We start from the raw sequence: 23,071 nt of genomic DNA on the forward strand, positions 1-23,071 counted from the left end.
TTGTTATGTCCGTGCCGTTCTCTTTGGAACAGCCCCTAAGGCGCCGCAGGCTCTACTCTGCGGCAGACGGGAGTGAGGATGGCACGGTGCCGAAAACGGCGCCAGTGGCCGGGCGACCTTTGTGGGACCAAAAGTAGGGTTTTTGCGACAGAACGACCAGTATTTACGCCAGCAGGGGTGGAAGTTCCTTGTTCAGTGCCAGTTTCTCCATCACCGCCGCACCTGTCAGCGCGTAGCCCAGCAGATTGCCTTGAGCGTCGCGGCATAGTGCCTTGATATCCGCGCCCTGCCCTTCGACACTCCACACGCCCTCGCTGCCTCGCGGGGGTGGCGACACCACCAGTGGGCACACCGGAGTTTTTACGGTAATCGGCATGGCGCCGTAGCTGACGGCCGTCGGCTTGCCGGCCAGGGTCTGGGCCAGGGCGCGGGCACAGCTCATCAGCGGCATGACATACAGCAGGTTCAAGCCGTCGACCTCGGCGCAGTCACCCAGGGCGTAAATGTTGGCGTGGGAGGTTTTCAGGTGGCGGTCGACCACGACGCCGCGGTTGACCACCAGGCCCGCCGCGGCTGCCAGATCGATGCGTGGGCGCAGGCCGATGGCCGAAACCACCAGGTCGCAGGCGATCACCTGGCCGTCGGACAGGTGCGCCTCCAGCCCGTCGGCGACCTTCTGCAAGCGGTTGAGCACCGGGCCCAGGTGGAAACGCGCGCCAAGGCCTTCCAGCCCAGCCTGGACCGCTGCGGCAGCGGCCGGGTGCAACAGCGTCGGCATGACTTGCTCGCACGGCGCCACCAGCTGCACTTCGTAGCCACCCAGGCTCAGGTCGTTGGCGAACTCGCAGCCGATCAGGCCAGCGCCGAGCAACAACACCCGGCGCTTGCCGGTGGCCGCGGCCCTGAAGCGTGCATAGTCTTCCAGGTCGTTGATCGGGAAAATCAGCTCCGCCGCATCGCCCTGCACCGGTACGCGCACGATTTCGGCGCCCCAGGCCAGGATCAGGTCACGGTAGTTCACCGCTTCTTCGCCGATCCACAGCCGTTTGTGGCCCGGATCGATGCCGCTGATACGGGTGTGGGTGCGTACTTCGGCCTTGAGTTGCTCGGCCATCGCGCCCGGTTCGGCCATGCTCAGGCCGTCGGCATCCTTGTTTTTTCCAAAACCTGTGGAGAGCATCGGCTTGGAATACGAGCGACCGTCGTCCGCGGTGATCAGCAGCAACGGGGTTTCGCTATCGAGCTTGCGAAACTCCCGGGCCAGGTTGTAACCGGCCAGCCCAGTACCGACGATGACGACAGGTGCACTCATGTTGCTCTCCATTTGATGCTCTCCATGCAGGTGAGGAACGATCAGTTGATTTCGATCATTTCGAAATCCATTTTGCCGACGCCGCAGTCCGGGCACAGCCAGTCTGCCGGTACGTCCTCCCAGCGAGTGCCGGGCGCGATGCCATCATCCGGCCAGCCGTCAGCTTCGTTGTAGATCAGGCCGCAGACGATACATTGCCACTTCTTCATTCCAATACTTCCTCAAGATGTCAGGCCTTGGCCGGTATTTTCCGGCTCAGGGCCGTTTTGTACTGATCGGTCGCGACAGATGCAAGCACGATCAGCCGGGCAGGCGGCCGGGCCAGTCAAAACCGGCGACCGACATGGTAAGCTCGCGGCCTCATTTGCTGCCATTCAAGACCTCTGTGCCGCATACAAATTCGATATTTCCAACACTCCAATGGCTGCCCCAGCCCCTGCTGTCGCCCCGGCCCGATGCGGGTGTCCTCGACTGGCTGTTCGACGAAGGCTCCCTGACCCGGCGCCTCACACGTCTGTCGGACGGCCATTTCAGCGTAACGCCGTTGTTCGAAGGCTGGCAGCCATTGCGCACCGACGAATGCGCGGCTCTGGACCTGGCCGAGGGCAGCGAGGGCTGGGTGCGCGAGGTATATCTGCGCGGCCGCGACCAGCCTTGGGTGTTCGCCCGCAGTGTGGCGGCGCGCAGCGCCTTGCAGGGTGACGGCTTGCAGATGGACGAACTGGGTAGCCGTTCCCTGGGGGAGTTGCTGTTTTGCGACCAGGCATTCCAGCGCCGAGCCATCGAGGTCTGCCATTACCCCGACGCCGGGTTGCCGGAAGAAGTGCGCGCCAGCGGGCTGTGGGGTCGCCGCTCACGTTTCGACCGCGGTGCGTTGAGCGTGCTGGTGGCGGAAATTTTTCTGCCGCGCCTGTGGACCGTCGCCCGCGCCTATTCGGAGAACTTCTGATGTACGTGCAACTGCTCAAATCCTTGAATCGCCTGAATCCACGGGCGTGGGACTTCGTGCAACTGACCCGTATGGACAAGCCCATTGGCATCTACCTGCTGCTGTGGCCGACGTTGTGGGCGCTGTGGATTGCCGGTGAAGGCTCACCGTCCATCGCCAACGTGGTGATCTTCGTCCTCGGCGTGGTGCTGACCCGCGCTGGCGGCTGTGTGATCAATGACTGGGCCGACCGCAAGGTGGACGGTCACGTCAAGCGCACCGAGCAGCGCCCGCTGGTGAGCGGCAAGATCAGTTCGAAAGAGGCGCTGGTGTTCTTCGCCGTGCTGATGAGCGTGAGTTTCCTGCTGGTGCTGTGCACCAACGCTCCGACTATCCTGCTCTCCCTCGGTGGCCTGGCGCTGGCGTTCAGTTACCCGTTCATGAAGCGCTATACCTACTACCCGCAAGTGGTCCTGGGCGCGGCGTTCTCCTGGGGCATGCCGATGGCGTTCACCGCCGAAACCGGTCATCTGCCGGCCGCCGCCTGGTTGCTGTACATCGCCAACCTGCTGTGGACGGTGGGCTACGACACCTATTACGCGATGACCGACCGGGACGATGACCTGCGCATTGGCGTGAAGTCCACGGCGATCCTGTTTGGCGATGCCGACCGGGTGATCATCCTGACGTTGCAAGGCCTGGCCTTGGGCTGCCTGCTGCTGGCCGGGTCGAAATTCCAACTCGGCGGCTGGTTCCACCTGGGGCTGGTGGCCGCTGCCGCATGCTTCGCCTGGGAGTTCTGGTACACCCGTGACCGGGACCGGATGCGCTGCTTCAAGGCGTTCCTGCACAACCACTGGGCCGGGTTGGCGATTTTCGTGGGGATTGTGCTGGATTACGCGTTGCGTTGATTCCCCTTGTGGCGAGGGAATTTATGTGGGAGCAAGGCTTGCCCGCGATGAAGGCGCTGCGGTCTCTTAGAAATCGAGGTGCCTGTTTCGCGAGCAAGCTTTGCTCCCACATAAACCCCCTCGCCACAGATGATCTGTCGTTACCTTGGTGGAAATATTTCAGTCAGGGCTTGGCGACCTTCCAGGCACCGTCCATTTTGCCGTCGCCAGTCATGTCTCCGGCCTTCTTGTCCATCACGAAGGTATACAGCGGCATACCCTGATAGGCCCACTGCATTGAGTCATCATCACGCTTGATCACGGTCCAGTCACCCATGGATTTATCACCCGCCTCAGCCATCAGCGGTGGCCAATTGGCTGCACACTTGTCATTGCACGCCGACTTGCCGGCCGAGTCCTTGGCGAAGGTGTAAAGCGTCATGCCCTTATGGTCGGTGAACATACCGTCCTTTTCCATCGCAGGATCGGCTGCCATCGCCAATCCAGGCAGCGTCAGGGCAGCAGCCATCAGCAGGGCTTTGAAAGAAACAGTCATTTGTTTCATGGAAACCTTCCTTTGTAGTTGTCAGAATTCGGACTGAGAAGCTTAGTCCAGGATCCCTTTCACCGCCGCCCCCCGAAATAACTGTCACACGACTGCAATAATTCCGTTATCTAATGCGGCGCAAGACAGTTAAATGACAAGAGGATTACCCCATGGTTGGCAGGAGCATTCTGATCGTCGACGACGAGGCGCCCATCCGCGAGATGATCGCCGTTGCGTTGGAGATGGCCGGCTATGACTGCATGGAAGCAGAAAACTCTCAACAGGCCCACGCCATCATCGTCGACCGCAAGCCCGACCTGATCCTGCTGGACTGGATGCTGCCCGGCACTTCGGGCATCGAACTGGCGCGGCGGCTCAAGCGCGACGAGCTGACCGGCGATATTCCGATCATCATGCTCACCGCCAAGGGCGAAGAGGACAACAAGATCCAGGGCCTGGAAGTCGGCGCCGACGACTACATCACCAAGCCGTTTTCCCCACGGGAGCTGGTGGCGCGTCTGAAAGCCGTGCTGCGACGCGCCGGACCGACGGATGGCGAAGCCCCCATCGAAGTCGGTGGCCTGCTGCTCGACCCGATCAGCCATCGCGTGACCATCGACGGCAAACCCGCCGAAATGGGCCCGACCGAATACCGCTTGCTGCAATTTTTCATGACTCACCAGGAACGTGCCTACACCCGCGGCCAACTGTTGGACCAGGTCTGGGGCGGCAACGTCTATGTCGAGGAGCGCACCGTGGACGTGCATATCCGGCGCCTGCGCAAGGCCCTCGGCGATGCCTATGAAAATCTGGTACAAACCGTGCGCGGCACCGGTTATCGTTTTTCGACCAAGGCCTGATCCGAGCCCTTACCGCCCGACAAAGCTGACAAGGACGCGCGTCACGTGAACCAAAACTGGCATGGCACCCTGATTCGCCACATGTTGTTGCTGGTGACCGGCTGTTTGCTGATCGGCCTGATCAGTGGTTATTACGGTTGGAGCCTGGCCGCGGGCCTGGGGCTTTACCTGGCCTGGACACTCAAGCAATTGCTGCGCCTGCATGAATGGCTGCGCCTGCACCAACCCGACGAAGCGCCGCCCGACGGCTATGGCCTGTGGGGTGAGGTGTTCGACAGCATCTACCACCTGCAACGGCGCGACCAGCGCGTTCGCGGGCGCCTGCAGGCGGTGATCGACCGGGTCCAGGAGTCCACCGCCGCGCTGAAAGACGCGGTGATCATGCTCGACAGCGACGGCAACCTGGAGTGGTGGAACCGCGCCGCCGAGACCCTGCTGGGCCTCAAGACGCCACAGGACAGCGGCCAGCCGGTGACCAACCTGGTGCGTCATCCGCGCTTCAAGGAATATTTCGAGCAGGCCAATTACGCCGAGCCGCTGGAGATCCCTTCGCCCACCAATGATCGGCTACGCATCCAGCTGTACATCACTCGCTATGGCAACAATGAGCACTTGATGCTGGTGCGCGACGTCACGCGTATCCATCAGCTGGAACAGATGCGCAAGGACTTCATCGCCAACGTTTCCCACGAACTGCGCACGCCGTTGACGGTGATCTGTGGTTATCTGGAAACCCTGCTCGACAACGTCGAGGAGGTGAACCCGCGCTGGAGCCGGGCCTTGCAACAGATGCACCAGCAAAGCGGGCGCATGCAGACCCTGCTCAACGACTTGTTGCTGCTGGCGAAGCTGGAAGCCACCGACTACCCGTCGGACAACCAGCCAGTGCCCATCGACGACCTGCTGCAAATCATTGTCGAAGATGCGCAGGAACTGTCCGGCCCCAAGCAGCAGACCATCACCCTGGAGGCCGACCCGGCCGTGCAGCTCAAAGGCAGCGAGGCGGAACTGCGCAGTGCGTTTTCCAACCTGGTGTTCAACGCGGTCAAGTACACGCCGGAGCAAGGCCGCATCCATGTGCGCTGGTGGGGCGATGAGCAAGGCGCGCACCTGAGCGTGCGCGATTCAGGCATTGGCATCGACAGCAAGCACCTGCCGCGCCTGACCGAACGTTTCTACCGCGTCGACTCCAGCCGCAACTCCAATACCGGGGGTACCGGGCTGGGCCTGGCCATCGTCAAACACGTCCTGCTGCGCCACCGCGCCCGCATGGAAATCAGCAGCGTACCCGGCCATGGCAGCACCTTTACCTGCCATTTCGCTCCGACCCAGGTGGTTCGCGCACGCCTCGCCCGCCCCGCTGATTAAGCCCGCCCCCTAGGCAATCGCCGAGTCAGCCGCTACATTGGCTGACTTGCGCCTGCCTTTTCAGGCGCTCACTTTCAATTCCTACGACTATACGGAACCCGCAAAACTCCATCATGGACCCTTCCCCTGGCTTGTCCCTCGTTACACTCTTCGCCGAATTCGGCATGATTCTTTTTGCTCTGATCCTGGTTTTGCTCAACGGTTTTTTCGTTGCGGCCGAATTCGCCATGGTCAAGTTGCGCTCGACCCGGGTCGAAGCCATTGCCGAGCAGAACGGCTGGCGCGGGCACATCCTGCGCACCGTTCATAGCCAGCTCGACGCCTACCTGTCGGCGTGCCAGTTGGGTATCACCCTGGCCTCCCTGGGGCTGGGCTGGGTCGGTGAGCCGGCGTTCGCCCACATCCTCGAGCCGCTGCTGGGCGCTGTCGGCGTACAGTCGCCGGAAGTGATCAAGGGCGTGTCGTTCTTCACCGCGTTCTTCATCATTTCGTACCTGCACATCGTGGTCGGTGAACTGGCGCCCAAATCCTGGGCCATTCGCAAACCCGAGCTGCTGTCGCTGTGGACCGCCGTGCCGCTGTACCTGTTCTACTGGGCCATGTACCCGGCGATCTACCTGCTCAACGCCAGCGCCAACGCCATTTTGCGCATCGCCGGCCAAGGCGAGCCCGGCCCGCATCACGAACACCATTACAGCCGCGAAGAACTGAAGCTGATCCTGCACTCCAGCCGTGGCCAGGACCCGAGCGACCAAGGCATGCGCGTGCTGGCCTCGGCCGTGGAAATGGGCGAGCTGGAAGTGGTGGACTGGGCCAACTCCCGGGAGGACCTGGTGACGCTGGAGTTCAACGCGCCGCTCAAGGAAATCCTGGCGATGTTCCGTCGCCACAAGTTCAGCCGTTACCCGGTGTATGACAGCGAGCGCCAGGAGTTCGTCGGCCTGCTGCACATCAAGGACCTGCTGCTGGAACTGGCGGCCCTGGATCACATTCCCGAGTCGTTCAACCTGGCCGAACTGACCCGGCCGCTGGAGCGCGTGTCGCGGCACATGCCGCTGTCGCAATTGCTGGAGCAGTTCCGCAAGGGCGGCTCGCACTTCGCCCTGGTCGAGGAAGCCGACGGCAACATCATCGGCTACCTGACCATGGAAGACGTGCTGGAAGTGCTGGTGGGCGACATCCAGGACGAACACCGCAAGGCCGAACGCGGCATCCTGGCCTACCAGCCGGGCAAGCTGCTGGTACGCGGTGATACGCCGCTGTTCAAGGTAGAGCGCCTGCTGGGGATCGACCTGGACCACATCGAAGCCGAAACCCTGGCCGGGCTGGTCTATGAAACCCTCAAGCGCGTGCCGGAAGAGGAAGAAGTACTGGAAGTCGAAGGCCTGCGGATCATCATCAAGAAGATGAAAGGGCCGAAGATCATCCTGGCGAAGGTGTTGATGCTCGATTGAGTATCAGCCCGTTCCGGCGAGCCGGTGGCAAAGCTGTGGGAGCAAAGCTTGCTCGCGATACAGGCGACTCGATTCTGAAAGACCGAGTCGCTTTCATCGCGGGCAAGCCTTGCTCCCACAGATAAATCCCTCCACCACAAAAGCTCCTTCGCATCTGCAGAAGCTACTGCTTGCCCACCGCAAAGTTGGGCAGGTCGCCCACCGGTTGATTGAACTGGTAGGGAATCGACACCAGCCCCAAGCCGGTATTGCGCTGCACCACGAAATGCAGGTGCGGGCCTGAGCTGTTGCCGGTATTGCCCGACAACGCCAACGGCGCGCCCACCCCGACCCGCTGCCCTTCCCGTACGCTCACCGAGCCTTTCTGCAAGTGCAGGTAGACGCCCATGGTCCCGTCATCGTGCAGCACCCGCACGAAGTTGCCCGAAGGGTCGTCCCCACGACCGGTCTGCTCGTTTTCGGTCTTGATGACCACGCCACCCCGCGCCGCGATGATCGGCGTGCCCACGGGCATGGCAATGTCCATGGCGTAGCGGTTCTTCGGGCCGTAATGGCTGTACTGGCCGTTGGCACCCTGGCTCAGCCGGAACGGCCCGCCACGCCACGGCAACGGGTACTGATAGGCCTGTGCCGCGCCTGCGGGGTCGCCCAGGGAATATTCGAACCTTGGGGTGTAGACCAGCGGCCTCCCGGGCGCAGTGGCCGTGAGCAGCGCCAGGCGCAGGTTGCTGCGTGCCGGCAGTACCCGACGAATCGGCCGGCTCGGCGCCCCGCTGACGTTGCGCAGCCCGGCGAAACTCAACTCGATCTCCACCGGCGCATACAAATCGTTGCGCACGAACACCGCGTCCGCGCCGTTCTGTTTCTTGATATCGAGGAATACCTGTCGCTCCAGGCGCTCGACCATGCGGTCGCGGAACACGAACACCTGGGCGCCCTTGCTGGGGCGGTCGCTATAGGACACCACGCCATTGGCATCGGTGGATTTGTAGATCGTCATGGCCACGGCCGAGGTGGAGGCCAGGACAAGACCACAGGCAAACAGCAGGGGTGCGAGCATGGGTAAGGGTTCTGTCGAAAAATGAAGGCCTGCACAGCAGCCTAGCAGCTGGGATGGACCAGCGTAGTCGACGGATGTTTCAAAATGGGTGGGCAGATGAGGCTGTGTCGAGACCGATGGCCCCATCGCGAGCAGGCTCGCTCCCACACTAGATCTGTTGTGGACACAAATTTTGTGGACAACTGAGATCACTGTGGGAGCGAGCCTGCTCGCGATAGCGGACTCAAGGGCGCCGCCGAATCAGGCGCCAGGTACGAAGTGCTTCTGCGCGGTGCCGCGGGCGATCAGGCGGGAGATGTAGTCGAGTTTCTGCGGGTCTTTGTCGACGAAGCGGAACGTCAATTGCAGCCACTCGCTGTCGGGCGTCTGCTCATGGGCGACGATGGCGTGCAGGTAGCCGTTGAGACGCGCGGTTTCGGCGTTGTCGCCCTGCTCCATGTCCAGCACTGCGCTTTCGAGCACTTGTGGCAGGGTCTCGCTGCGCTTGACCACCAGCAGCGCTTCCTTGAGGCTCAGGGCCTTGATCACGCATTGCTGGGTGCCGCTGGACAGGCGCAACTGGCCTTGGCCACGGTTGGTCGTCGAAGCGGCGGCTACCGGTGCCTTGACGGGTGGGCTGTTGAGCAGGCCACGGGCCGGGGTAGCAGCGGCGGGAGCGGGGGCAGCAGCCGGCTTGGCAAAAGGATTCACCACAGGCGCCGAAGCGACCGCCGCCACCGCAGCCTTGCCGCCCGTCAGGGCGCTTAGGGAGTCATTGCCGAACGCCGAGTTCATCTTGGTCGGGGCACTGTTCATCAGCGTGTCGAGCTTGCCGACCTTATGCAGGGCCTGCTTGACCTTGGTCAGCAGCTGCTCGTTGGTGAACGGCTTGCTGACATAACCGGAGACGCCGGCCTGGATCGCCTGGACCACGTTTTCCTTGTCGCCGCGGCTGGTGACCATCACGAACGGCATGCCCTTGAGGTTGTCCTGCTGGCGGCACCAGGTCAGCAGTTCCAGGCCGGACATTTCCGGCATTTCCCAATCGCACAGCACCAGGTCGAACGCCTCTCGAGCCAGCAGGGCCTGGGCTTTCTTGCCGTTCACCGCGTCTTCGATGCGCACGCCCGGGAAGTAGTTGCGCAGGCACTTCTTCACCAGGTCACGAATGAACGAAGCATCGTCCACGACCAACACACTGACCTTACTCATCCAGATACACCTCTAAAAAATCCCGGCAAGCATACCGCTTTTACTGATGGCACATTGCCAAAAACCTTCAGTCACGCCGGGACTTTTCGTTCGCGGGGTGCTGCTTTCGATTAAAAAAAACCCAAAAAAAAGCCCGACCAGAAGGCCGGGCGCTTTTCTTGGCAATCTTACTTATCGTCAGTTTCGCCCGGAACATTAGCAGTTTCGGACGGGGTGCCCTCAACTTCTTCCTTCATGCGCTTGAGCCCCAGATGCCGCACATCGGTGCCGCGCACCAGGTAGATGACAAGTTCCGAGATGTTGCGCGCATGATCGCCGATACGCTCCAGAGAACGCAGCACCCAGATGATGCTCAACACCCGCGAGATAGAGCGCGGATCTTCCATCATGTAAGTCGCCAGCTCGCGCAGGGCGGTCTTGTATTCGCGGTCGATGATCTTGTCGTACTGGGCCACCGACAGTGCCAGGTCGGCGTCGAAGCGGGCAAAGGCGTCCAGTGCATCGCGGACCATGTTGCGCACCTGGTCGCCAATGTGGCGAACCTCGACGTAACCGCGCGGCGCCTCGCCTTCTTCGCACAACTGAATGGCACGACGGGCGATCTTGGTGGCTTCGTCGCCGATTCGCTCAAGATCGATCACCGACTTGGAGATGCTGATGATCAGGCGCAGGTCAGAAGCCGCCGGCTGTCGACGGGCCAGGATACGCAGGCACTCCTCGTCGATGTTGCGCTCCATCTGGTTGATCTGGTCATCGATTTCACGCACCTGCTGGGCCAGGCCGGAGTCGGCCTCGATCAGCGCGGTCACCGCGTCGTTGACCTGCTTTTCCACCAGCCCGCCCATGGCCAGCAAGTGACTGCGCACTTCCTCAAGCTCAGCGTTGAACTGTGCGGAAATGTGGTGAGTAAGGCCTTCCTTCGAAATCATCTTGTTCGCTCCGCGAAAGTTGCAAGCTTCAAGCTGCAAGCTTCAAGCAGTTAAATGTTGATCCTGATAGCGCAGTGCGGCTATGCAGCAGCCTCGACTAGCCGTAACGACCGGTGATGTAGTCCTCGGTCTGTTTCTTGGCCGGATTGGTGAACAGGGTATCGGTGTCGCCGAATTCCACCAGTTTGCCCATGTACATGAACGCCGTGTAGTCGGAAACCCGCGCCGCCTGTTGCATGTTGTGGGTCACGATGACGATGGTGAACTTGGACTTGAGCTCGTAGATCAGTTCTTCGACTTTCAGCGTCGAGATCGGGTCCAGGGCCGAGCAAGGTTCGTCGAGCAGCAGCACTTCCGGCTCCACGGCGATGGTGCGGGCGATCACCAGACGCTGCTGCTGACCGCCGGACAGACCGAGGGCCGATTCATGCAGACGGTCCTTGACCTCATCCCACAGCGCCGCGCCCTTGAGGGCCCATTCCACGGCTTCGTCGAGGATGCGCTTCTTGTTGATGCCCTGGATGCGCAAGCCGTAGACCACGTTCTCGTAGATGGTTTTCGGGAACGGGTTGGGCTTCTGGAACACCATGCCCACGCGACGACGCAACTCGGCCACGTCTTCGCCCTTGCGGTAGATGTTGTTGCCGTAGAGGTTGATTTCCCCTTCGACACGGCAGCCGTCCACCAGGTCGTTCATGCGGTTGAAGGTGCGCAGCAAGGTCGACTTGCCGCAGCCCGACGGGCCGATGAACGCGGTGACGCGCTGTTTCGGGATATTCAGGCTGACGTCATACAGCGCCTGCTTGTCGCCGTAGAACAGGTTCAGGCCGGGCACTTCGATGGCGACGGTTTCCTGAGCCAGGTCCAGGCTCTGCTTGTCGCGGCCCAGGGCCGACATGTTGATGCCGTGTGTGTGTGCTTCGTGTTGCATGGGAGGCTCCCTGTGCTAACAAATTCGGTTCGGTTGGCCACTGAGCGGCCATGCCAATCTGTGTATGTGTCTGTGTGGGAGCGAGCCTGCTCGCGATTCAGGCGACTCGGTCTGGCTTTGAACCGAGGTGATGCCATCGCGAGCAGGCTCGCTCCCACAGAAAATCAATGTGCAATCAACTATCCAGTGCCTTGTACTTCTCGCGCAGGTGGTTACGGATCCACACCGCCGACAGGTTGAGCGTGGCGATCACCAGCACCAGCAGCAGCGCCGTGGCGTACACCAGCGGTCGCGCCGCTTCGACGTTCGGGCTCTGGAAGCCCACGTCATAGATATGGAAGCCCAGGTGCATGATCTTCTGGTCCAGGTGCAGGTACGGGTAGTTGCCGTCCAGCGGTAGCGACGGCGCCAGTTTCACCACGCCTACCAGCATCAACGGCGCCACTTCACCGGCAGCACGGGCCACGGCGAGGATCATGCCGGTCATCATCGCCGGGCTCGCCATGGGCAGGACGATTTTCCACAGGGTCTCGGCCTTGGTCGCGCCGAGGGCCAGGGAGCCTTCGCGCACGGTACGCGGGATCCGCGCCAGGCCTTCCTCGGTGGCCACGATCACCACCGGCACCGCCAGCAGCGCCAGGGTCAGGGATGCCCAAAGCAGGCCCGGGGTGCCGAAGGTCGGCGCCGGCAAGGCCTCGGGGAAGAACAGGCGGTCAACCGAACCACCCAGCACGTAGACGAAGAAGCCCAGGCCAAACACACCGTAGACGATGGCCGGAACACCCGCCAGGTTGTTCACCGCGATGCGGATCAGGCGGGTCATCGGGCCTTGGCGGGCGTATTCACGTAGGTAGACCGCCGCCAGCACGCCGAACGGCGTCACGATCATCGCCATGATCAGGGTCATCATCACGGTGCCGAAAATCGCCGGGAAGATGCCACCTTCAGTGTTGGCTTCACGCGGGTCGTCGCTGAGGAATTCCCAGACCTTGCTGACGTAGAAACCCATCTTGGTGAACGTCCCCATGCCGTTTGGCTGGTAGGCGTGCACCACTTTGCCGATTTCGATTTCCACTTCCTTGCCGTTGGCATCGCGGGCGGTCAGGCTGTCGCGATTGAACTGCGCATGCAGGTCGGCCAGGCGCGCTTCGATATCCTTGTAGCGGGCATTGAGTTCGGCACGCTCGCTTTCCAGGTCCGCCTGGGCAGAAGCGTCGAGCTTGCCGTCCAGTTCCAGTTTGCGACCGTGCAGACGGATGCGTTCCAGGCCGGCGTTGATTGCACCGATGTCGACTTTTTCCAGGGTCTTGAGCTCGGAGGCCAACTGGTTGACGCGCTCTACGCGAGCCTGCAGTTGCGGCCAGGCGGCCTCGCCTTCGGCGATGACCTTGCCGTCTTCCTTGACGTTGACCAGGTAGCCGTAGAAGTTGCCCCACTCACGACGCTCGATGGCCATCAGCTCCGGCGGCGTGGTCTGGTTGGTCAGCCAGTCGCCAACGATCCAGGTGAAGTCGGTGCCGTTCAGGTCCCGGTTGCCAACCTTGATCAGTTCGCGGGTCATGAACTCGGGGCCTTCGTCGGGCACCGGCAGGCCAGCGCTTTTCAGGCGCTCACGAGGCACTTCTTCCTTCTGCACGACTTCGCCGACCACCAGGTGCGCAGGCATTCCCGGCACGTTGTAGCTAGCGTGGACCAGGTCCGCCGGCCAGAAGTGGCCCAGGCCGCGCACGGCGATCACCGCCAGCAGGCCAATGGTCATGATGACCGCGATGGACACCGCGCCGCCGCTGATCCAGACGCCGGGGGCGCCGCTCTTGAACCATCCTTTCAGGGAGTTCTGTTTCACAGACTTCTACCTTTGTTAAAGCGACGAATATTTCTTGCGCAGACGCTGACGGATCAGCTCGGCGAGGGTGTTCATGACGAAGGTGAACAACAGCAGCACCAGGGCCGACAGGAACAGCACGCGGTAATGGCTGCCGCCGACTTCCGACTCAGGCATCTCCACCGCCACGTTGGCCGCCAGGGTGCGCAGGCCTTCGAACAGGTTCATTTCCATGACCGGCGTGTTACCGGTGGCCATCAGCACGATCATGGTCTCGCCCACCGCACGGCCCATGCCGATCATCAGCGCCGAGAAGATGCCGGGGCTGGCGGTGAGGATCACCACGCGGGTCATGGTCTGCCACGGCGTGGCACCGAGGGCCAGGGAGCCCAGGGTCAAGCCGCGCGGCACGCTGAACACGGCGTCTTCGGCGATGGAGTAGATGTTCGGGATCACCGCGAAACCCATCGCCAGGCCGACCACCAGGGCGTTGCGCTGGTCGTAGGTGATGCCCAGGTCATGGGAGATCCACATGCGCATGTCGCCGCCGAAGAACCAGGCTTCCATGTACGGGCTCATGTACAGCGAGAGCCAGCCCACGAACAGGATCACCGGGATCAGCAGGGCGCTTTCCCAGCCGTCCGGCACTCTCAGGCGAATGGATTCCGGCAGCCGGCTGAAGACGAAACCGGCGACCAGGATGCCAATTGGCAGCAACATCAGCAGGCTGAAAATACCCGGCAGGTGCCCTTCGACGTACGGCGCCAGGAACAGGCCGGCGAAGAACCCGAGGATCACCGTCGGCATCGCTTCCATCAGCTCGATCACCGGTTTGACCTTGCGGCGCATGCCCGGGGCCATGAAGTAGGCGGTGTAGATCGCGGCGGCAATGGCCAGCGGCGCAGCCAGCAACATCGCGTAGAACGCCGCTTTCAGGGTGCCAAAGGTCAGCGGCGAAAGACTCATCTTGGGTTCGAAGTCGGTGTTGGCGGCGGTCGATTGCCAGACGTACTTGGGTTCGTCGTAGTTTTCGTACCAGACCTTGCTCCACAACGCGCTCCACGACACTTCCGGGTGCGGATTGTCCAGCGTCAAGGGTTGCAGCTTGCCGCCCTGTTCAACGATCAGGCGGTTGGCCCGTGGCGATATGCCGAACAGGCCCTGGCCGTCGACCACCTGGTCCACCAGCAGAGTACGGTGGGCGGTGCTGTGGAACACGCCAAGCTTGCCGGCGGCGTCGAGCGCAACAAAGCCTTTGCGACGTTCTTCGGCGCTGATCTCGACGATGGGCGTGCTGCCCATCTGGAAGGTACGAATCTGTTTGAAGCGCAACTCGCCGTCCGGATCACGGGCCATGAACCACTGGGCCAGGCCGCCCTTGGAGTCGCCGATGATCAGCGAAATCCCGCCCACCAGCTGGGTGGCGGCGGTGACTTGGGCGTCGGCGTTCTCGAGCAGTTTGTAGCGGCCATTGAGGCTCTTGTCCCGCAGGCTGAACACATCGGCCTGGGCACGTCCGTTGACCACATACAGCCATTGCTGGCGCGGGTCGACGAAGATGTTCTTCACCGGCTCAGTCATCTGCGGCAGGTCGATACGCGTCTGCTCGCTGGTGACCTCACCGGTCATCATGTTTTCTTCGCTGGTGAGCGACAGCACTTGCAGCTGGGCACCGCTGGAACCGGCCAGCAGCAGGGTCGAATCGGTGGCGTTGAGGCTGACATGTTCCAGGGCCAAGCCCTGTTCGTTCAACGCGATCGGCGTCTCGCCGTAAGGATATTCGACGGCGGGCGAGATGGTTTTCTTGCCGTCCGGGTAGCTGACCTTATAGGTGTGACGGAATACCAAAGCCTGGCCGTTGGACAGGCCGATCGCCACCAGTGGGCTGCCGGGCTGGTCTTCGCCAATGGCCGTCACGCTGGCGCCAGCCGGAATCGGCAGGTCGACGCGGCGCAGTTCGGCACCGCTGTCGAGGTCGTAGAACAGCGCCTGGCCCTTGTCGGAAACCCGCATGGCCACTTGGTTCTGTTCTTCGATGGCGATCATCAGCGGCTTGCCGGCATCTTGCATCCAGGCCGGGGTGATCGAGTCCTTGGCCTCCAGGTCCGCGCCCTGGAACAGGGGCAGCACGACGTAGGCCAGGAAGAAGAAGATCAACGTAATGGCGGCGAGGACGGCGAGGCCGCCGACCAGCACGTACCAGCGGGTCAGGCGATCCTTGAGCGCGCGAATGCGGCGCTTGCGTTGCAGCTCAGGCGTATTGAAGTCAATGCGCTTGGGAGGGGAAGTCGTAGTCATTGTGGAATTGGCCAGATCATTCATGCGCACACCCTAGCGATCCTGTATGACAGAAAGATGACAATGCAGTGACGCAACAAATCCGCCGCCAGCAGAAAGCGGCAGCGGACAGGAATTTGGGTTGTGGGAGCAACCTTCACTCCCACAGGAGTCCGGGCGTTGGCCCGGGCTCAGGTATTACTTCTTGGCGACGTTGCCGCCTTCTTGCAGACCCAGGTCAGCCAGTGCCTTGGCGGCTACTTTGGCTGGCAGCGGGATGTAGCCGTCCTTGACCACGACTTCCTGGCCTTGCTTGGACAGGATCAGCTTCACGAACTCGGCTTCCAGCGGGGCCAGAGGCTTGTTCGGTGCCTTGTTGACGTAAACGTAGAGGAAGCGCGACAGCGGGTACTTGCCGTTCAGGGCGTTTTCTTCGGTGTCTTCGATGAACTCGCCACCTTCTTTCTTGGCCAGGGCAACGGTTTTCACGCTGGCGGTCTTGTAGCCGATACCCGAGTAGCCAACGCCGTTGAGCGAGCTGCTGATCGACTGTACAACCGAGGCCGAGCCAGGCTGTTCATTGACGTTGGACTTGTAGTCACCTTTGCACAGGGCTTCTTCTTTGAAGTAGCCGTAGGTGCCGGACACCGAGTTACGACCGAACAACTGGACTGGCTTGTTGGCCAGGTCACCGGTCACGCCCAGGTCGCCCCAGGTCTTGACGTCAGCCTTGGCGCCGCACAGACGAGTGGAGGAGAAAATCGCATCAACCTGAGCCATGGTCAGGCCTTTGATCGGGTTGTCCTTGTGTACGAATACCGCCAGGGCGTCCACGGCAACCGGGATGGCGGTAGGCTTGTAACCGTATTTGGTTTCGAAAGCCTGCAGCTCGTTGTCCTTCATCTTGCGGCTCATCGGGCCCAGGTTGGAGGTGCCTTCGGTGAGCGCGGGTGGCGCGGTGGAAGAACCGGCAGCCTGAATCTGGATGTTTACGTTCGGGTATTCTTTCTTGTAGTTCTCAGCCCACAAGGTCATCAGGTTGGCCAGGGTATCGGAGCCGACGCTGGACAGGTTGCCCGATACACCAGTGGTCTTGGTGTAGCTCGGGATCGCAGGGTCAACAGCGGCCACCGCGTTGGCAGTCGCAACGCCAGCAGCGACAAAAGTCATTGCCGCCATCAAACGCTTCAGTTTCATGCCTTACTCCTAGCAGATAGGGTGTGTTAAGTCGGCCAAGTATCGGTAAGCCGTGTGAACACTCTATGGCTGAAATATGACAATTGGATGAAAGGCCAGTATCGAGTTTTACAAAATGATTCGTGACGCCCTCTTCGCGAGCAGGCTCGCTCCCACAAGGGAATTGCGCTGCATGCAAAACCATGTGGGAGCGAGCCTGCTCGCGAAGGGGCCAGCACAGTGATGAAATAGTCCGGGCTTAGCGCCCCTTCTTCCAAAGATAACCGCCCACCACAATCCCGATCCCGCAGATGGCCGCCACGTAATACGCCGGCCCCATCGAGCTCTCTTTCAACAGCAGGGTCACGATCATCGGCGTCAACCCGCCGAAGATTGCATAGGCCAGGTTGTAGGAAAATGACAGGCCGCTGAAACGCACCACGGCCGGGAAGGCATTGACCATCACATAGGGCACCGCGCCGATGGTACCCACCAGCAAGCCACTCAAGGCATACAGCGGGAACAGCCACTCGGGGTGATCGAACAGGCAGTGGTAGAAGGTCCAGAAGGTGATCAACAGCAAACCGCTGCCGAAGACAAACACCCGGCCGGCGCCAAAACGGTCGGCCAGCACACCCGCACCGATGCAACCGAAACTCAGGAACACGATCGCCAGGCTGTTGGCCTGCAGCGCGGTGGTCGGACTGAAGTGGTACACCGTCTGCAGCACAGTCGGTGTCATCAGGATGACCACAATGACGCCGGCCGACAGCAGCCAGGTCAACAGCATGGAAATGGCGATGGCGCCGCGATGATCACGCAGCACGGCCCGCAGCGGCACTTCCTCGGCCAGGGCCTTGCGCAGTTGCAGCTCGGCGAACACTGGGGTTTCGTGCAACCAGCGGCGCAGGTACACCGAAAACAGCCCGAACACGCCACCCAGCAGGAACGGGATCCGCCAGGCGTAATCGGCCACTTCCACGGGTGTATAAATGCTGTTGATCGCCGTGGCGACCAGCGAACCCAACAAAATTCCCGCCGTCAGGCCGCAAGTCAGCGTGCCGCAGGCATAGCCGATGTGGCGCGCCGGAACGTGTTCGGAAACGAATACCCAGGCGCCCGGCACTTCTCCGCCGATGGCCGCGCCCTGGATCACCCGCATCAGCAACAGCAGGATGGGCGCCCACATGCCGATCTGCGCATAAGTGGGCAGCAGGCCCATGATCAGGGTCGGCACCGCCATCATGAAAATGCTCAGGGTGAACATCTTCTTGCGCCCCAGCAGGTCGCCGAAGTGGGCCATGACGATCCCGCCCAGCGGCCGGGCCAGGTAACCGGCGGCAAAAATGCCGAACGTCTGCATCAAGCGCAGCCACTCAGGCATTTCGGCAGGGAAGAACAATTTGCCGACCACGGTGGCAAAGAACACGAAAATGATGAAATCGTAGAACTCCAGCGCACCACCCAAGGCAGAAAGCGACAGGGTCTTGTAATCGTTGCGGGTCAGTGGACGTGCCGGTTGTGCGGGCGTCGCCGTGCTCGAAGGCGCAGTGGTCATGGCAAGGACTTCTCTTATAGTTGGTTCTGCAACCCTGTTAACACGGGTTGGGGGCCTGGGCAGGTCCGGCACGATAGCAAATTGTTCAAAAAAGCACATAGAGGTGCGTATTTGATAGTCAAAATCAGAACCGAGTGGTCGTCTCGACGTCTATCGCCCGATATACTCGCAACCTTGCAGTACTCTGTAAGGGGTTGCTGTGCGAAAACGTCGTTGGTGGTGTAGTACCAGAACCAGCCGGTTTCGCAGAGTTTCCCTTTGGCACGCCTTTACGAAAAACGTGACGAACGCAGTATGTTCGGGCTGAATCGTTTTTTACAAAGACGGCTATTCACCTGAAGTACAAGACAGCGTTACGGGTCAGAGGCACCCCCGGCATGATAGAGCTCGAACAAGAAGATCCAATCCCGCAAGGCGACCTGGCCCTGCAAATCACCGCGCTCCCTCGCGAGACCAACGGCTTCGGCGATATTTTCGGCGGCTGGCTGGTGTCCCAGATGGATCTGGCCGGCACCGCCATGGCCAGCAAAGTGGCCGGCGGACGCGTGGCCACCGTGGCGATCGATCGCATGGCGTTCCTCGTGCCGGTGGCAGTGGGCGCGCAGCTTTCCTTTTATACCCAGGCGCTGGAAATCGGCCGCAGTTCGATCCAGATGATGGTCGAAGTCTGGAGCGACGACCCGCTGTCCAGTGAATGGCGCAAGGTGACCGAGGCGGTATTTGTCTTCGTCGCCATCGACGGCAGCGGTCGCACCCGCTCGGTTCCGCCGCGCGCCCGTTAAACACGACGGCCGTTTTGCGGTCCATTGCAGTCCCTGTTCCCGAGCGAGATTTGCAACATGCCTACGCCCAACGTCGAAGCCGTCAAACTGGATGAACTGAACGCCTGGCGCATCCGCCACGGTCAGGCCGAGTTGCTGGTGGCCCAACAAGGCGCGCATATCCTCAGCTATCAAGTGGACGGCCAGCCGCCGCTGATCTGGCTCAACGACCAGGCCACCTTCAAGGCCGGCAAGAGCATCCGCGCGGGCGTGCCGGTGTGCTGGCCGTGGTTCGGCAACCTGACGCGCAACCCCGACAGCGTACAGGCCATGCGCGTGAGCAACGACCCGGCCACCGCCCACGGCCTGGTGCGGGCGATGGATTGGTCGTTGAAGGGCATCGAAGCCGAAGGCGAAAGCCTCAAGGTGGAATTCGTGCTGCCCTACCCCGAGAACGGCCTCCCCGGCTGGCCTCATCAGGTCGACCTGACGCTGACCATCGTGATGGACGAGCAACTGCACATCCGCCTCACCAGCCATAACCGTGGCAGCGAAACCGTCAGCCTCAGCCAGGCGCTGCACAGCTACTTTGCCGTGAGCGACGTGCGCAACGTGCAGGTCGAAGGGGTGGATGGCTTGAGCTATATCGAGACCCTGGACGACTGGAAAACCGTCACCCAGGCCGGCAACCTGCACTTTGCCGGCGAGACCGACCGCATCTACCTCGATACCCCACCGAAGCTGAGCATCATTGACCCGCTGTGGGAACGCCGGATCGAGCTGACCAGCAGTGGTTCGCGCTCGGCGGTGATCTGGAACCCCTGGACCGAACGCGCCAAGGCCTTCAGTGACATGGCCGACGATGGCTGGCAGCGCATGCTGTGCATCGAGACGGCCAATGTGATGGACGATGTGGTGACGTTGTTGCCAGAAGCCAGCCATACCCTGGGCGTGAGCCTCTGCAGCAAGCCGCTCTAAGTCTAAGCCACACCATAAAATCGACTGTGGGAGCGGGCTTGCTCGCGAAGGCGGTGTATCAGTTGATACTCATTTGACTGACACGCCGCCTTCGCGAGCAAGCCCGCTCCCACATTTGGATCTACGCCATATCTGCGGCCTATTACAAATCAGCCTCCTGCACCACCCGCACCTTCTCCGCCTCCAGCGCATACGCCGCACTCGCCAGATCATTGTCGACCTTTTCGATCTTCAACGTGCCCGTCACCCACAGCGGTGTGTAGATGTCGTCCAGCTTCAGGCCCTTGGGAAAGCGCACCAGCACCAACTGGTTAGGCGGCGGTGGCGGGACGTGGATGCAGGCGCCGGGGTAGGGCACCAGGAAAAACAGCGTGCTGCGGCCCTTGGCGTCGGTTTCCAGCGGCACCGGGTAACCGCCGATGCGGATGTGCTTGTCATTCATGGCCGCCACGGTCTTGGTCGAATACATCACCGCCGGCAAGCCTTTGCTTTGCTTCAGGCCGCCTTTTTCGGTGAAGGTGCCGTTGGCTTCGGGGGAGTCGTGGTCGATCTCGGGCATGGCCTCGAGGGCTTTCTGGTCCGACTTGGGCATCAGTTCGAGCCAGTCGGTTTCCGGCAGCTCGGCGGCATGGGCCAGGCCACTGCCCAGCAGAAGAAGGGTCAACACTAGACGGCGCATGAAAGGGCTCGGCAATGAGTGGAAAGTGAACCGCCGAGCATTCTAGCCCCCTCTGCGCGCCAGGCAGAGAGGGCTTTATTGCATTTGAATCAGTTTCTTTTGATCAGGCCGTAGATCACCAGCAATACCACCGCGCCCACCAGGGCCCCGATGAAACCAGCACCTTGGCCGGCCTGGTAGATGCCCAGGGCCTGGCCGCCGTAAGTGGCCGCCAACGAACCGCCGATACCGAGCAGGATGGTCATGATCCAGCCCATGCTGTCATCGCCCGGTTTCAGGAAGCGTGCCAGCAGGCCAACGATCAAGCCGATAAAAATGGTTCCGATGATTCCCATGGCATTGCCCTCTGGTTGAGTCACTCAGCCAAAGCCCGGTCAGGCTTTGGCACTTAGCCATGAGAGAGATTAGCCGACGAATGGTTCCACCGGCGCCCCAGATTATTGTTCGGCGATCAGCGTCTCGACCTTGATGATCTGCTGGGCCAGCGTGGCCCGGTCAGCACAGCGCAGGTTGGCGTGGCCGACCTTGCGCCCGACCTTGAACGCCTTGCCATAGTGATGCAGATGGCAGTCAGCGATCGACAGGACTTTCTCGCTGTCCGGCACCTTGCCGATGAAGTTGAGCATGGCGCTTTCACCGACCTTGGCGGTCGACCCCAGTGGCAGCCCGGCCACCGCCCGCAGGTGGTTTTCGAACTGGCTGCACTCGGCGCCTTCGGTGGTCCAGTGCCCGGAGTTGTGGACCCGAGGGGCGATTTCGTTGGCCTTGAGGCCGCCGTCCACTTCAAAGAACTCGAACGCCATCACGCCGACATAATCGAGCTGCTTGAGCACCCGGCTGGAATAGTCTTCGGCCAGGGCCTGCAACGGATGGTCGGTGCTGGCGACGGACAGCTTGAGGATGCCGTCCTTGTGAGTGTTGTGCACCAGCGGGTAGAAACGGATCTCACCGTCACGGGCACGCACGGCGATCAGCGAGACTTCCCCGGTGAATGGCACGAAGCCTTCCAGCAGGCAGGCCACGCTGCCGAGTTCGGCGAACGTACCGACCACGTCTTCAGGCTTGCGCAGGACTTTCTGGCCCTTGCCGTCGTAACCCAGGGTGCGGGTCTTGAGCACGGCGGGCAGGCCGATGGCAGCGACGGCAGCGTCCAGGTCGGCCTGGGACTGAATGTCGGCGAAGGCTGGCGTGGGAATGCCCAGGTCCTTGAACATGTTCTTTTCGAACCAGCGGTCACGGGCGATCCGCAAGGCTTCGGCGCTCGGGTAGACCGGGACGAACTGGGACAGGAAGGCCACGGTTTCGGCCGGGACGCTTTCGAACTCGAAGGTCACCAGGTCAACTTCATCAGCCAATTGACGCAGGTGATCCTGGTCGCCGTAGTCGGCCCGCAGGTGTTCACCCAGTGCCGCGGCGCAGGCGTCCGGCGCCGGGTCCAGGAAAGCGAAGTTCATCCCCAGCGGTGTACCTGCCAGGGCCAACATGCGACCCAACTGGCCGCCACCGATTACACCGATCTTCATTCGTCAACAACCTCAGGCAATGCGTGGGTCTGGATTGTCCAGGACGCTGTCTGTCTGCTCAGCGCGGAATTTTTTCAGCACGGTATGAAATTGTGGGTGCTTGGCGCCCAGGATGCTCGCCGACAGCAGGGCCGCGTTGATCGCGCCAGCCTTGCCGATGGCCAGGGTCGCGACCGGGATGCCGGCCGGCATCTGCACGATCGACAGCAACGAATCGACACCCGAGAGCATCGCAGACTGGACCGGCACGCCCAGCACCGGCAGGTGGGTCTTGGCCGCACACATGCCTGGCAAATGGGCGGCGCCACCGGCACCGGCGATGATCACCTCGATGCCACGCGCCTCGGCCTCTTCGGCGTACTGGAACAGCAGGTCCGGGGTACGGTGGGCGGAGACCACTTTCACCTCGTAAGGGATGCCGAGCTTTTCCAGCATATCGGCGGTGTGGCTAAGGGTGGACCAATCGGACTTGGAGCCCATGATCACGCCAACCAGTGCACTCATCGTCGTGCCTCTTCTCTCTGGGCGCCCGCAGGCGCGTCAAAAAACAACAAGCCACGCAGGAAACCGGCGTGGCTTGTTGTACGAATTATGGCCGGGCGAACCGACCGAAGGCCGGGCAGTATACCGAAAATGGTGCGTTAAACGCACTTTCGCCGACCATCTGTCATTTGTGGTGAAGTGGCGGTTTTATTGACTCGCAGGTCAGCGAGGGAACAGCGCTGATCCCTTGTGGGAGCGGGCTTGCTCGCGAATGCGGTGTGTCAGTTAAGAAGGTGGCGACTGACACACCGCATTCGCGAGCAAGCCCGCTCCCACAGGGG

The 23,071-nt window shown here is 61.5% G+C and carries 22 protein-coding genes; 7 read left to right on the forward strand and 15 right to left on the reverse strand.

The features are described 5' to 3' along the window. Positions 1-163 precede the first annotated feature (163 nt). Both B0E42_RS11195 and B0E42_RS11200 read right to left on the reverse strand, forming a co-directional pair. The gene (locus tag B0E42_RS11195) at positions 164-1,312 is read right to left on the reverse strand and encodes an NAD(P)/FAD-dependent oxidoreductase (RefSeq protein ID WP_077506396.1); all 1,149 of its coding nucleotides are present in this window, start codon (positions 1,310-1,312) and stop codon (positions 164-166) included. 41 nt (positions 1,313-1,353) lie between these two features. After that, positions 1,354-1,521: a rubredoxin gene (locus B0E42_RS11200; RefSeq protein ID WP_003177199.1), complete on the reverse strand. Its 168-nt coding sequence runs from the start codon at positions 1,519-1,521 to the stop codon at positions 1,354-1,356. 176 nt (positions 1,522-1,697) lie between these two features. Between B0E42_RS11200 and B0E42_RS11205 the strand changes: the two genes are divergently transcribed. Further along, complete coding sequence (locus tag B0E42_RS11205; protein ID WP_033062741.1) at positions 1,698-2,261, forward strand: chorismate lyase; 564 nt, start codon at positions 1,698-1,700, stop codon at positions 2,259-2,261. Continuing rightward, positions 2,261-3,151: a 4-hydroxybenzoate octaprenyltransferase gene (gene ubiA, locus B0E42_RS11210; protein WP_018609961.1), complete on the forward strand. Its 891-nt coding sequence runs from the start codon at positions 2,261-2,263 to the stop codon at positions 3,149-3,151. Before B0E42_RS11205 ends, ubiA begins: the two co-directional genes overlap by 1 nt. A 163-nt stretch (positions 3,152-3,314) precedes the next feature. On the opposite strand, the gene B0E42_RS11220 is transcribed toward ubiA, so the two are convergent. Next, entirely contained in the window at positions 3,315-3,695 is a 381-nt protein-coding gene (locus B0E42_RS11220) for a hypothetical protein (protein WP_077506383.1), read from the reverse strand. A gap of 152 nt (positions 3,696-3,847) precedes the next feature. Between B0E42_RS11220 and phoB the strand changes: the two genes are divergently transcribed. The 3 genes from phoB (at position 3,848) to B0E42_RS11235 (ending at position 7,359) form a co-directional block, all read left to right on the forward strand. After that, complete coding sequence (gene phoB / locus B0E42_RS11225; RefSeq protein ID WP_003177195.1) at positions 3,848-4,537, forward strand: phosphate regulon transcriptional regulator PhoB; 690 nt, start codon at positions 3,848-3,850, stop codon at positions 4,535-4,537. A gap of 81 nt (positions 4,538-4,618) precedes the next feature. Next, positions 4,619-5,905, forward strand: a complete 1,287-nt coding sequence (gene phoR / locus B0E42_RS11230) for a phosphate regulon sensor histidine kinase PhoR (RefSeq protein ID WP_256578287.1) — start codon at positions 4,619-4,621, stop codon at positions 5,903-5,905. A 113-nt stretch (positions 5,906-6,018) separates the two neighbouring features. Further along, positions 6,019-7,359, forward strand: a complete 1,341-nt coding sequence (locus B0E42_RS11235; RefSeq protein WP_014335895.1) for a hemolysin family protein — start codon at positions 6,019-6,021, stop codon at positions 7,357-7,359. Between the two features lie 163 nt (positions 7,360-7,522). Here B0E42_RS11235 and B0E42_RS11240 read toward each other — a convergent pair whose 3' ends face one another. The 8 genes from B0E42_RS11240 to B0E42_RS11275 all read right to left on the reverse strand — a co-directional run bounded on the left by B0E42_RS11240 (position 7,523) and on the right by B0E42_RS11275 (position 18,306). Further along, a complete protein-coding gene (locus B0E42_RS11240; protein ID WP_077506385.1) occupies positions 7,523-8,419 on the reverse strand; it encodes a M23 family metallopeptidase in 897 nt (298 codons plus the stop codon). A 240-nt stretch (positions 8,420-8,659) separates the two neighbouring features. Further along, entirely contained in the window at positions 8,660-9,610 is a 951-nt protein-coding gene (locus B0E42_RS11245; RefSeq protein ID WP_077506386.1) for a response regulator, read from the reverse strand. 167 nt (positions 9,611-9,777) lie between these two features. After that, positions 9,778-10,539: a phosphate signaling complex protein PhoU gene (gene phoU, locus B0E42_RS11250; protein WP_018609970.1), complete on the reverse strand. Its 762-nt coding sequence runs from the start codon at positions 10,537-10,539 to the stop codon at positions 9,778-9,780. Between the two features lie 97 nt (positions 10,540-10,636). Continuing rightward, positions 10,637-11,470, reverse strand: coding sequence for a phosphate ABC transporter ATP-binding protein PstB (gene pstB, locus B0E42_RS11255; protein ID WP_014335891.1), 834 nt, complete (start codon positions 11,468-11,470; stop codon positions 10,637-10,639). A 175-nt stretch (positions 11,471-11,645) separates the two neighbouring features. Beyond that, positions 11,646-13,316, reverse strand: coding sequence for a phosphate ABC transporter permease PstA (gene pstA, locus B0E42_RS11260; RefSeq protein WP_018609972.1), 1,671 nt, complete (start codon positions 13,314-13,316; stop codon positions 11,646-11,648). 15 nt (positions 13,317-13,331) lie between these two features. Further along, a complete protein-coding gene (locus B0E42_RS11265; protein ID WP_077506387.1) occupies positions 13,332-15,617 on the reverse strand; it encodes an ABC transporter permease subunit in 2,286 nt (761 codons plus the stop codon). A 153-nt stretch (positions 15,618-15,770) separates the two neighbouring features. Further along, the gene (locus tag B0E42_RS11270; RefSeq protein ID WP_018609977.1) at positions 15,771-16,769 is read right to left on the reverse strand and encodes a phosphate ABC transporter substrate-binding protein PstS family protein; all 999 of its coding nucleotides are present in this window, start codon (positions 16,767-16,769) and stop codon (positions 15,771-15,773) included. Positions 16,770-17,007: 238 nt separating this feature from the next. Continuing rightward, positions 17,008-18,306 (reverse strand): MFS transporter, encoded by a 1,299-nt coding sequence (locus tag B0E42_RS11275; RefSeq protein WP_018609979.1) that lies wholly within the window; start codon positions 18,304-18,306, stop codon positions 17,008-17,010. Positions 18,307-18,683: 377 nt separating this feature from the next. Between B0E42_RS11275 and B0E42_RS11280 the strand changes: the two genes are divergently transcribed. Beyond that, positions 18,684-19,088: an acyl-CoA thioesterase gene (locus tag B0E42_RS11280; protein WP_003177184.1), complete on the forward strand. Its 405-nt coding sequence runs from the start codon at positions 18,684-18,686 to the stop codon at positions 19,086-19,088. A gap of 57 nt (positions 19,089-19,145) precedes the next feature. Beyond that, complete coding sequence (locus tag B0E42_RS11285) at positions 19,146-20,045, forward strand: D-hexose-6-phosphate mutarotase (RefSeq protein WP_077506388.1); 900 nt, start codon at positions 19,146-19,148, stop codon at positions 20,043-20,045. A 142-nt stretch (positions 20,046-20,187) separates the two neighbouring features. On the opposite strand, the gene B0E42_RS11290 is transcribed toward B0E42_RS11285, so the two are convergent. From B0E42_RS11290 to purE, 4 genes are all read right to left on the reverse strand, one after another. Next, positions 20,188-20,724 (reverse strand): DUF3299 domain-containing protein, encoded by a 537-nt coding sequence (locus tag B0E42_RS11290; protein ID WP_050585389.1) that lies wholly within the window; start codon positions 20,722-20,724, stop codon positions 20,188-20,190. A gap of 89 nt (positions 20,725-20,813) precedes the next feature. After that, positions 20,814-21,059: a GlsB/YeaQ/YmgE family stress response membrane protein gene (locus B0E42_RS11295; protein WP_003196372.1), complete on the reverse strand. Its 246-nt coding sequence runs from the start codon at positions 21,057-21,059 to the stop codon at positions 20,814-20,816. Positions 21,060-21,161: 102 nt separating this feature from the next. After that, positions 21,162-22,247 carry a 5-(carboxyamino)imidazole ribonucleotide synthase gene (locus B0E42_RS11300; protein ID WP_018604709.1) on the reverse strand — a complete coding sequence of 362 codons (1,086 nt, stop codon included), beginning with the start codon at positions 22,245-22,247 and terminating at the stop codon, positions 21,162-21,164. Positions 22,248-22,259: 12 nt separating this feature from the next. Next, the gene (gene purE, locus B0E42_RS11305) at positions 22,260-22,751 is read right to left on the reverse strand and encodes a 5-(carboxyamino)imidazole ribonucleotide mutase (RefSeq protein ID WP_018604706.1); all 492 of its coding nucleotides are present in this window, start codon (positions 22,749-22,751) and stop codon (positions 22,260-22,262) included. Between the last annotated feature and the right edge of the window lie 320 nt (positions 22,752-23,071).

This window comes from Pseudomonas sp. A25(2017) (assembly GCF_002001065.1).
GTDB classification, from domain to species: domain Bacteria; phylum Pseudomonadota; class Gammaproteobacteria; order Pseudomonadales; family Pseudomonadaceae; genus Aquipseudomonas; species Aquipseudomonas kilonensis.

Coding starts and splice junctions, on each gene's coding strand:
- B0E42_RS11195 (WP_077506396.1), bottom strand. CDS start 1,312: ATGAGTGCACCTGTCGTCATCGTCGGTACTGGGCTGGCCGGTTACAAC.
- B0E42_RS11200 (WP_003177199.1), bottom strand. CDS start 1,521: ATGAAGAAGTGGCAATGTATCGTCTGCGGCCTGATCTACAACGAAGCT.
- ubiA (WP_018609961.1), top strand. CDS start 2,261: ATGTACGTGCAACTGCTCAAATCCTTGAATCGCCTGAATCCACGGGCG.
- B0E42_RS11220 (WP_077506383.1), bottom strand. CDS start 3,695: ATGAAACAAATGACTGTTTCTTTCAAAGCCCTGCTGATGGCTGCTGCC.
- phoB (WP_003177195.1), top strand. CDS start 3,848: ATGGTTGGCAGGAGCATTCTGATCGTCGACGACGAGGCGCCCATCCGC.
- phoR (WP_256578287.1), top strand. CDS start 4,619: ATGTTGTTGCTGGTGACCGGCTGTTTGCTGATCGGCCTGATCAGTGGT.
- B0E42_RS11235 (WP_014335895.1), top strand. CDS start 6,019: ATGGACCCTTCCCCTGGCTTGTCCCTCGTTACACTCTTCGCCGAATTC.
- B0E42_RS11240 (WP_077506385.1), bottom strand. CDS start 8,419: ATGCTCGCACCCCTGCTGTTTGCCTGTGGTCTTGTCCTGGCCTCCACC.
- B0E42_RS11245 (WP_077506386.1), bottom strand. CDS start 9,610: ATGAGTAAGGTCAGTGTGTTGGTCGTGGACGATGCTTCGTTCATTCGT.
- phoU (WP_018609970.1), bottom strand. CDS start 10,539: ATGATTTCGAAGGAAGGCCTTACTCACCACATTTCCGCACAGTTCAAC.
- pstB (WP_014335891.1), bottom strand. CDS start 11,470: ATGCAACACGAAGCACACACACACGGCATCAACATGTCGGCCCTGGGC.
- B0E42_RS11265 (WP_077506387.1), bottom strand. CDS start 15,617: ATGAATGATCTGGCCAATTCCACAATGACTACGACTTCCCCTCCCAAG.
- B0E42_RS11270 (WP_018609977.1), bottom strand. CDS start 16,769: ATGAAACTGAAGCGTTTGATGGCGGCAATGACTTTTGTCGCTGCTGGC.
- B0E42_RS11275 (WP_018609979.1), bottom strand. CDS start 18,306: ATGACCACTGCGCCTTCGAGCACGGCGACGCCCGCACAACCGGCACGT.
- B0E42_RS11280 (WP_003177184.1), top strand. CDS start 18,684: ATGATAGAGCTCGAACAAGAAGATCCAATCCCGCAAGGCGACCTGGCC.
- B0E42_RS11285 (WP_077506388.1), top strand. CDS start 19,146: ATGCCTACGCCCAACGTCGAAGCCGTCAAACTGGATGAACTGAACGCC.
- B0E42_RS11290 (WP_050585389.1), bottom strand. CDS start 20,724: ATGCGCCGTCTAGTGTTGACCCTTCTTCTGCTGGGCAGTGGCCTGGCC.
- B0E42_RS11295 (WP_003196372.1), bottom strand. CDS start 21,059: ATGGGAATCATCGGAACCATTTTTATCGGCTTGATCGTTGGCCTGCTG.
- B0E42_RS11300 (WP_018604709.1), bottom strand. CDS start 22,247: ATGAAGATCGGTGTAATCGGTGGCGGCCAGTTGGGTCGCATGTTGGCC.
- purE (WP_018604706.1), bottom strand. CDS start 22,751: ATGAGTGCACTGGTTGGCGTGATCATGGGCTCCAAGTCCGATTGGTCC.